Source organism: Amycolatopsis sp. NPDC051071, assembly GCF_040682875.1.
Taxonomy (GTDB): Bacteria; Actinomycetota; Actinomycetes; order Mycobacteriales; family Pseudonocardiaceae; genus Amycolatopsis.
In genome coordinates, this window is record NZ_JBFBBY010000266.1 from 1 (window position 1) to 7,392 (window position 7,392).

Consider the following 7,392-nt stretch of genomic DNA (forward strand, 5'->3'; position numbering starts at 1 on the left):
GTACAACGCCGCAGGTGACGCGTAAGTGCTTAAAAGCGGGCGCGTTCTAACGACCCAAAACACTCACGAGAAAAGGAGCTAGGCGGCCGCGTACCCCGGGATGTCCTCGACGCGGTGGTAGACGGCGAGCCCGCGGGACAGTGCGATGGCGACGTCCTGGTCGGCGCCGGTGGATTCGCCCGCCAGGCGCAGGACGGCGTCGCAGTGGTGCAGGAGCCGGTCGGCCGTCGGGTACATGACCTCCTTGGCGACCGGGTCGGCGACGGTCTTCCCGCCCGCGCCGCGCAGGACGGGGAGCGCGACCCATTCGCCGATCATCGGCACGTGCCCGGCGCGGAAGATCGGCCAGGCGGCCTCTTCGAGCCGGGCGAGGTTACGGGCCAGGAGTTCGGGGTCGTCGCCGGTACCGGAGCGGAACGGGCCGGCGATGAGGATCATCAGAGGTTTGGTCACGAGCCGGAGCATAATGTGCAACAATCGGCAGGAACAAGGAGGAACGTGCACATGTTGGCTGCGCAACGCCGAGACCTGCTGCTGGAACGCCTGAAGACCGACGGCCGGATCGTGGCCAAGGATCTCGCCGCCGAACTCGGCATATCGGAGGACAGTGTCCGCCGTGACCTGCGAGAACTCGCGGCGGCCGGACTGTGTCAACGGGTCTACGGTGGCGCCTTGCCGCTCTCCCCCGCCACCGCGGACTACGCGACCCGGATGGCGGTCAGCGTCGCCGGCAAGGAAAAGATCGCGAAACGTGCAGCAGCGTTGATCCGGCTGGGGTCGACTGTCATCCTCGACGGCGGCACGACCGCGCTCGCCTTGGCGAAAGCGCTGCCGGTCGATCTGGAGGCGACGATCGTCACACACAGCCCGACAGTCGCGTCCGCGCTCGTCACGCATCCGAAGGTCGAGGTGTTCCTGATCGGCGGACGGCTCTTCAAGCACTCCGCCGTCACGTGCGGCGCGGCCGCGGCGGAGGCCGCCGAAGGGGTCAACGCCGATCTGTTCTTTCTCGGCGTCACCGGTGTGCACCCCGAAACCGGGCTCACCACCGGCGACTCGGACGAGGCCGCGATGAAACGCACGCTCGCCAAACGAGCGGCCGACACTTACGTGCTGGCCAGCTCGGAGAAGATCGGTGCCGCGTCGCCGTTCACCGTGCTCCCCCTGTCCGACGTCGCCGGCGTGATCACCGACGCGGCACCGGACGAACCGACCGTGCGGGAACTGGGGAAGCTCGGCGTGAGCGTGCTGGGGGTCAGCCCTTCTTGGCCAGTCCGCGCAGCTGCTGCCAGCGACGCTTGATCCCCCACACGCCGACAAGGACGATCGCCTCGCCCACGACCGACCCGCTCATCTTCGACTGACCGATCTCGCGCTCGGTGAACGTGATCGGCACCTCGACCACCTCGAACCCGGCGAGCTTCGTCCGGAACGCCAGGTCGATCTGGAAGCAATAACCGCGCGAGGCGATCTCGTCGAGGGCGAGCTTCTCCAGCACCGTGCGGCGGTACGCGCGGAAACCGGCGGTGATGTCCTTGATGTTCATGCCGAGCGCGACCCTGGCGTAGAAGTTCGCCACCCACGACAGCGCCTTGCGCTGGAACGGCCAGTTCACCGTGCTGCCGCCGGGAACGTACCGGGAACCGATGGACAGATCCGCGTCCTCGAGGGCCGCCAGTACCCTGGGAAGGTCTTCCGGCGCGTGCGAGCCGTCGGCGTCCATCTCGACGATGGTCGCGTAGTCACGGGCGAGGCCCCAGCGGAACCCGGCGACGTACGCGGCGCCCAAGCCGGCCTTTTCCGTCCGGTGCATGACCTGGATCCGCTCGTCGGCCTTCGCGAGCTCGTCGGCGATGTCGCCGGTCCCGTCCGGGCTGCCGTCGTCGACGACGAGGGCGTTCACGTCCGGGAGTGCCTTGAGCAGACGTTCCAGGATCGGGCCGATGTTCTCCCGCTCGTTGTACGTCGGGACCACCACCAGCACCGGATCGATTCCCTGGGCCCCCCGTGGCGCCTGCGCCATCCGTCTTTCCTCCGTGTTCCGGCGGGTCAGCCCGCCGCTTCCCTCGTTGCCTTGGCGGCGCTGGCGCGCCGGGTGCGAAAACGGAGCACGAACCCGCCGGTAACCCCGGCGACCGCCAGGGCCAGCAGTCCGTACTCCGTCGTAACACCGAGTAGATCCGACAGCGTAGTCTGCTGCCTCAGCGGGACGCGCCCGACCAGCGAATCTGCGGTGAAAAGGCTGGTAGAGGCCATGATCGAACCGTCGGGCGCGACGATCGCGCTGACTCCGCTGGTGGCGGAGACGATCACGGAGCGACCGTGTTCGACCGCACGCAGCCGCGACATCGCCAGCTGCTGGTAGCTCATCTCACCCGGCCCGTACCAGGCGTTGTTGGTCGGTACGACGAGCAGTTCGGCGCCGTCGGCGACCGATTCGCGGGCCGGGTAGTCGAAGGCGGTCTCGTAGCAGATGAAGACGCCGACCTTGGTGCCCGCGACCGACAGTGCGGCGTTGGCCCCGTCACCCGGTGTCATATTCGCCACGCTGTCGACGAACGGGGTGACGAGTTCCGCGAGCTCGCGGGCCGGGACGTACTCGCCGAACGGGACGAGTTGCTGTTTGGCGTAGCGCTGGCCGGGGCCGGTGGCCGGATCCCAGACGAGCGCGGAGTTCTGCGCGCTCCCGTCCGGGAGCCGGACCAGCGCGCCGATGATCGCCTGGATCCCGTAGTCGCGGACCATCTGGTCGACGCCGGCGTCACCGGTGCGCATGGCCATCGCGGTCTCGGGCCAGATCAGCAGGTCGATCTTGGTGTTGCTTGCCTTGAGCTTCTCGAGCAACCGGGCACTCTCGGCGAGGTGGTTGGACCGTAGTTCGTCACGACGGTTTTCCAGTGCCAGGCCGATGTCGGGGGCGTTGCCCTGGACCGTGGCGATGGCGAGTTCGCCGTCTTGGGCCTCGGTGCCGATCGTCGGCCACACCGCGAGACCCGCCACGACCGGCACCAGCGTCAGTACCGCCGGAGCCAGGAGCGAACGTCGCGTGAAGGACCCCTTCACGCGGAGACAGACGGCGGCGAGGCCGAATCCGGTCAGCACGACGGCGAGGCCGACGAGCGGAGCGCCGCCGATCGACGCCAACGAGACGAAAGCCCCCTCGGGCTGGCTGAACGCCACGCGGCCCCAGGGGAACCCGCCGAAGGGGAACCAGGCGCGAGGCGTCTCCAGCGCGATGATGACCAACGCCGCCCACAACGGCCCGAGCGGCAGGTTCCACACCACGGTCGCGAACGCGCCGCCGAAGCCGAGGTACACCGAGAGTGCCATCGCGAGCCCGAGCCACGGCCACGGCCCGAAACCCGGCCCGAGGAAGTCCAGCAGCCAGGTCAGCAGCGGCAGGAAGAACGCCACCCCGAACACGAACGCGTAGCCGAACGCGCCGCGGAACCGGCGGCCGTGCACCACCAGGGCGAACCCGGTGAACGCCAGCGGCGCGAGCCACCACAGCGGACGCGGCGCGAAACTGAGGTACAGCGTGAAGCCCGACGCCGCGGCGGCGAGGAAACGCGGGAGCCAGGCGCGGGAGAACCGCTTTCGCGGCGCTGCTTCGGGGTCCGGGCTGGTCACGGTCGAAGACACCCTTGAACCTTAGATGACGTCGTGAATGACCTGGCCGTCGCGGACCGTGCGCAGGCAGCGGGGCAGCGGGGCGCCTTCCTCCAGGTTCGGCAGCGGCGGCACGCCCGCCCTCGGATCGGTCGACCAGCGCTGGACCCGGGAGTCCGGCGTCGCCACGACGAGGTTAGTGGTGTCCCAGACCGCGTAGTGCGCGGGAGCGCCCGGGACCAGGCTGCCGGTGACGCCGTCGTTGATCCCGGCGGCGCGGTGCCCGGCGCGGGTGTGGGCGGTGAAGGACGCGCGCGCGGACAGCCCCGAGCCCGGGGTGCGGTGGTAGGTGCCGGCGCGGACGGTGGCCCACGGATCGACCGGCGTGACCGGGGCGTCGGAACCGAAGGCGAGCAGGAGTCCTTCGGCGGCCATGGCGGCGAAGGGGTTGAGCTTCGCGGCCCGCTCGGCGCCGAGGCGGTCGGTGTACATGCCTTGCGTGCCACCCCATTCGGCGTCGAATTGTGGCTGGACCGACGCGACCACGCCCCAGCCCGCGAGCGCCCGTGCCTGTTCGACGTCGATCATCTCGACGTGTTCGAGCCGGTGGTGCCGGGCCGCCAGTGCCCGCTGTCCGACGGTCTTCTCCGCGAGGCGGAATCCTTCGACGACCTCGGCGACGGCGGCGTCGCCGATGACGTGGAATCCGGCCTGCAGTCCCGCTTCCGTGCAGGCGGCGATGTGCTCGCCGATGGCGGGTGCGTCGAGGTAGAGCGTGCCGGAGGTGCCGTGCGCGTCGGTGTACGGCTGGTGCAGGGCGGCTGTGCGGGAGCCGAGGGCGCCGTCGACGAACAGGTCACCCGCCACTCCCCTGGCTCCCAGTGCCCGGGCGGCGTCGACTCCGCCGCGTTCACCCCAGTAGCCGACGACCTCGGGCAGTCCCGGTCCGGCGGCGAGGGTGAGGAGGTCGGTGAGGTCGTCGGCGCCGGAGATATCCGGGCCCGCGCATTCGTGGACGCTGACGACTCCGCGGGCGGCGGCCTCGGCGAGGAACGCGCGCTGGGCCTGGCGCCGCTGCTCCGGCGTGATCGCGTCACGCATCGCGGCGCGGACGCGGTGGTGCGCGTCACGGGTCAGTGGTCCGTCGGCGGACCAGCCCGGCGCGTCGTGCACCCCGGGCGCCAGCGCGACGAGCGCGCTGGAGACGAGCGCGGAATGGACGTCGACGCGGCTCAGGTACACCGGCGTCGTTCCCGCGGCCTCGTCGAGTTCGGCGCGGCTGGGCAGCCGGCCGTCGGTCCAGCGGGACTCGTCCCAGCCGTGCGCGACCAGAACCTGACCGGGCCGGACGGCGTCACGGACGGCGGCCAGGAGTTCACCGGAGCCGCGAATCCCGTGCAGGTTCAGCCCGGTGAGGTGCAAGCCGGTGGCGGTGGCGTGAACGTGCGCGTCGACGAACGCGGGGGCGACGAAGGCGCCGTCGAGGTCGACCACCTCGGCGTCGGGATGCAGTGCCTTGGCCGGGCTGTCCTGTCCCACCCAGACAACGGTGCCGTCCGTGATCGCCATCGCGGTGGCGTCGGGGGCCGACGGGCTGTAGATGCGCCCGCCGAGCAGGAGGGTAGTTCGCGCGTTCGTCACCTTTCCGAGTTTGCAGCGTGCGGGTGATCACGATGTCGTGAGGGGTCGATGAAGTGAGCCGTGGAGCTGACAACTCCGATCGTGCCGTCGTTTGGACCGCTCGAAGGAGGAGTCGGTGTCTGACTGACACGCAACGCCACGGCAGGAATATTTACGTCTCGGGAATGATGTGACAGGATATTTTCACGCGTTTCCGACGACGAGGAGTACAAGTGACTGCGATCCAGCAACCGACCTCGCCGGTGGCCGCCTACGATCAGCCCTACGACTACACCCGAGTCGAGCTGATCGAACCCGACTGGCGCCGCTTCCCCGGCTGGCATGACGTGACCGAGGCAGAGTGGCGCGACGCGCAGTGGCAACGGGTGCACTGCATCCGCAACGCCAAGCAGCTGCGCGCCCTGATGGGCGACCAGCTCGAAGAGCGTTTCTACGAGGACATGCTCGCCGACCAGCGCGAGATGGCCACGATGTCGATGCTGCTGCCGCCGCAGATGATCAACACGATGGCACCCAACGCGGGCACCGACCCGGCGAAGGTGACTGACGCCTGGTACGCGGACCCGATCCGCCGCTACATGCTCCCGGTGCGCAGCGACCGCGACACCGAGTGGCCGAGTCACCCGCACTCCGAGCGGGACTCACTGCACGAGGCCGAGATGTGGGTCGTGGAGGGCCTGACGCACCGTTACCCCACCAAGGTCCTCGCCGAGATGATCTCGACCTGTCCCCAGTACTGCGGGCACTGCACGCGGATGGACCTCGTCGGCAACTCCACCGAGCAGGTCGAGAAGCACAAGCTCTCGCTCAAGCCGGTCGACCGCCAGGACGCGATGATCGAGTACCTGAAGAAGACCCCCGGCGTGCGTGACGTCGTGGTCTCCGGCGGTGATGTGGCCAACGTGCCGTGGCCGCAACTGGAGTCGTTCCTCATGCGGCTGATGGACATCGACACTGTCCGCGACATCCGGCTCGCGACCAAGGCGCTCGCCGCCCTCCCGCAGCACTGGATCCAGCCGAAGGTCGTCGAGGGCCTCGAACGCGTCGCCGTCACCGCACAACGCCGCGGCATCAACCTCGCGATCCACACCCACGTCAACCACGCCCAGTCGGTCACCCCGCTCGTCGCGGAGGCCGCCCGGACCGCACTCGACGTCGGCATTCGCGACGTCCGCAACCAGGGCGTACTCATGAAGGGCGTCAACGCGACGCCCGCGGAATTGCTGGACCTGTGCTTCGCATTGCAAGGTGAAGCGAATATCCTGCCTTATTATTTTTATATGTGCGATATGATCCCCAATGCCGAACATTGGCGGGTTTCCGTACACGAGGCACAGGAATTGCAGCACGCGATCATGGGCTACCTGCCGGGCTACGCCACTCCGCGGATCGTCTGCGACGTCCCGTACGTGGGCAAACGTTGGGTCCATCAGCTCGCCGAATATGACCATGAGCTGGGGATTTCCTACTGGACCAAGAACTACCGCACCGGGATCGAACATGAGGACCCGGAAGCCTTGCAGCGCAAATACCCGTACTACGACCCGATCTCCACGCTGCCCGAAGCCGGTCAGAAGTGGTGGGCCAACCAGCCCCGTTGACTTCTCCTGTACGAAGATGAAAACCGGTGGCCCCAAACGACGTTCGGGGCCACCGGCAACGTCTACCCGTAGGCGAATCGGACAGCATGCGGAGGAAGGTCTCCGATAGCCGAGGCGCTCCCGGAATCCGCGGCTACCCCGCGTCGCCCGTTACGAAGGTATGCCGCATTTCGCCGATGCCGTCGATACTGGTTCGGACGTCGCCGGCGGCGAGGTACCGGGGTGGCGTGCGCCCCATGCCCACACCGGCTGGAGTCCCGGTGAAGATGAGATCACCGGAATGAAGCGTGCACACCGCCGAAATCCGCTCGATCAGGGCACCGACACGGCGGTGCTCCCGGGCGGCAGTAGCGGAACCGCCTTGCGCACGGCGTGATAGGCGGTGAGGCCCGCGTCCACCAGCGCGGCGACATCGGCGGCATCGGTGGCGGGAGCGTCTTAAGTACCTACTGGATTTGGCTGCGGGGGCTGATCGCGGGTCAGGTGCAGTGGTTGCGCGTGAAGGACTCCTTCCCTCGGCTGAGCCGAGGGAAGGGGGCCT

Annotated in this window: 7 protein-coding genes; 2 read left to right on the forward strand and 5 right to left on the reverse strand. The window is 68.6% G+C overall.

All coding sequences use genetic code 11. The features are described 5' to 3' along the window. Positions 1-78 precede the first annotated feature (78 nt). Positions 79-453, reverse strand: coding sequence for a DUF4406 domain-containing protein (locus tag AB0M65_RS39495; RefSeq protein ID WP_364040309.1), 375 nt, complete (start codon positions 451-453; stop codon positions 79-81). 51 nt (positions 454-504) lie between these two features. Here AB0M65_RS39495 and AB0M65_RS39500 point away from each other — a divergent pair, with 51 nt between their 5' ends. Then, positions 505-1,302 carry a DeoR/GlpR family DNA-binding transcription regulator gene (locus AB0M65_RS39500; protein WP_364040312.1) on the forward strand — a complete coding sequence of 266 codons (798 nt, stop codon included), beginning with the start codon at positions 505-507 and terminating at the stop codon, positions 1,300-1,302. Here AB0M65_RS39500 and AB0M65_RS39505 read toward each other — a convergent pair. Genes AB0M65_RS39505 through AB0M65_RS39515 form a run of 3 tightly spaced genes read right to left on the reverse strand, consistent with a single transcriptional unit; the run spans position 1,256 to position 5,250 of the window. Next, positions 1,256-2,023: a polyprenol monophosphomannose synthase gene (locus AB0M65_RS39505; protein ID WP_364040315.1), complete on the reverse strand. Its 768-nt coding sequence runs from the start codon at positions 2,021-2,023 to the stop codon at positions 1,256-1,258. The genes AB0M65_RS39500 and AB0M65_RS39505 overlap by 47 nt on opposite strands. A gap of 26 nt (positions 2,024-2,049) precedes the next feature. Then, the gene (gene lnt / locus AB0M65_RS39510; protein WP_364040318.1) at positions 2,050-3,642 is read right to left on the reverse strand and encodes an apolipoprotein N-acyltransferase; all 1,593 of its coding nucleotides are present in this window, start codon (positions 3,640-3,642) and stop codon (positions 2,050-2,052) included. Between the two features lie 9 nt (positions 3,643-3,651). Then, positions 3,652-5,250 (reverse strand): amidohydrolase, encoded by a 1,599-nt coding sequence (locus AB0M65_RS39515; RefSeq protein WP_364040321.1) that lies wholly within the window; start codon positions 5,248-5,250, stop codon positions 3,652-3,654. Positions 5,251-5,462: 212 nt separating this feature from the next. Here AB0M65_RS39515 and AB0M65_RS39520 point away from each other — a divergent pair, with 212 nt between their 5' ends. After that, positions 5,463-6,851 carry a lysine 2,3-aminomutase gene (locus tag AB0M65_RS39520; RefSeq protein WP_364040324.1) on the forward strand — a complete coding sequence of 463 codons (1,389 nt, stop codon included), beginning with the start codon at positions 5,463-5,465 and terminating at the stop codon, positions 6,849-6,851. A gap of 133 nt (positions 6,852-6,984) precedes the next feature. On the opposite strand, the gene AB0M65_RS39525 is transcribed toward AB0M65_RS39520, so the two are convergent. Then, positions 6,985-7,146, reverse strand: coding sequence for a fumarylacetoacetate hydrolase family protein (locus AB0M65_RS39525; RefSeq protein WP_364040327.1), 162 nt, complete (start codon positions 7,144-7,146; stop codon positions 6,985-6,987). Positions 7,147-7,392 lie beyond the last annotated feature (246 nt).

Coding starts and splice junctions, on each gene's coding strand:
- AB0M65_RS39500 (WP_364040312.1), top strand. CDS start 505: ATGTTGGCTGCGCAACGCCGAGACCTGCTGCTGGAACGCCTGAAGACC.
- AB0M65_RS39505 (WP_364040315.1), bottom strand. CDS start 2,023: ATGGCGCAGGCGCCACGGGGGGCCCAGGGAATCGATCCGGTGCTGGTG.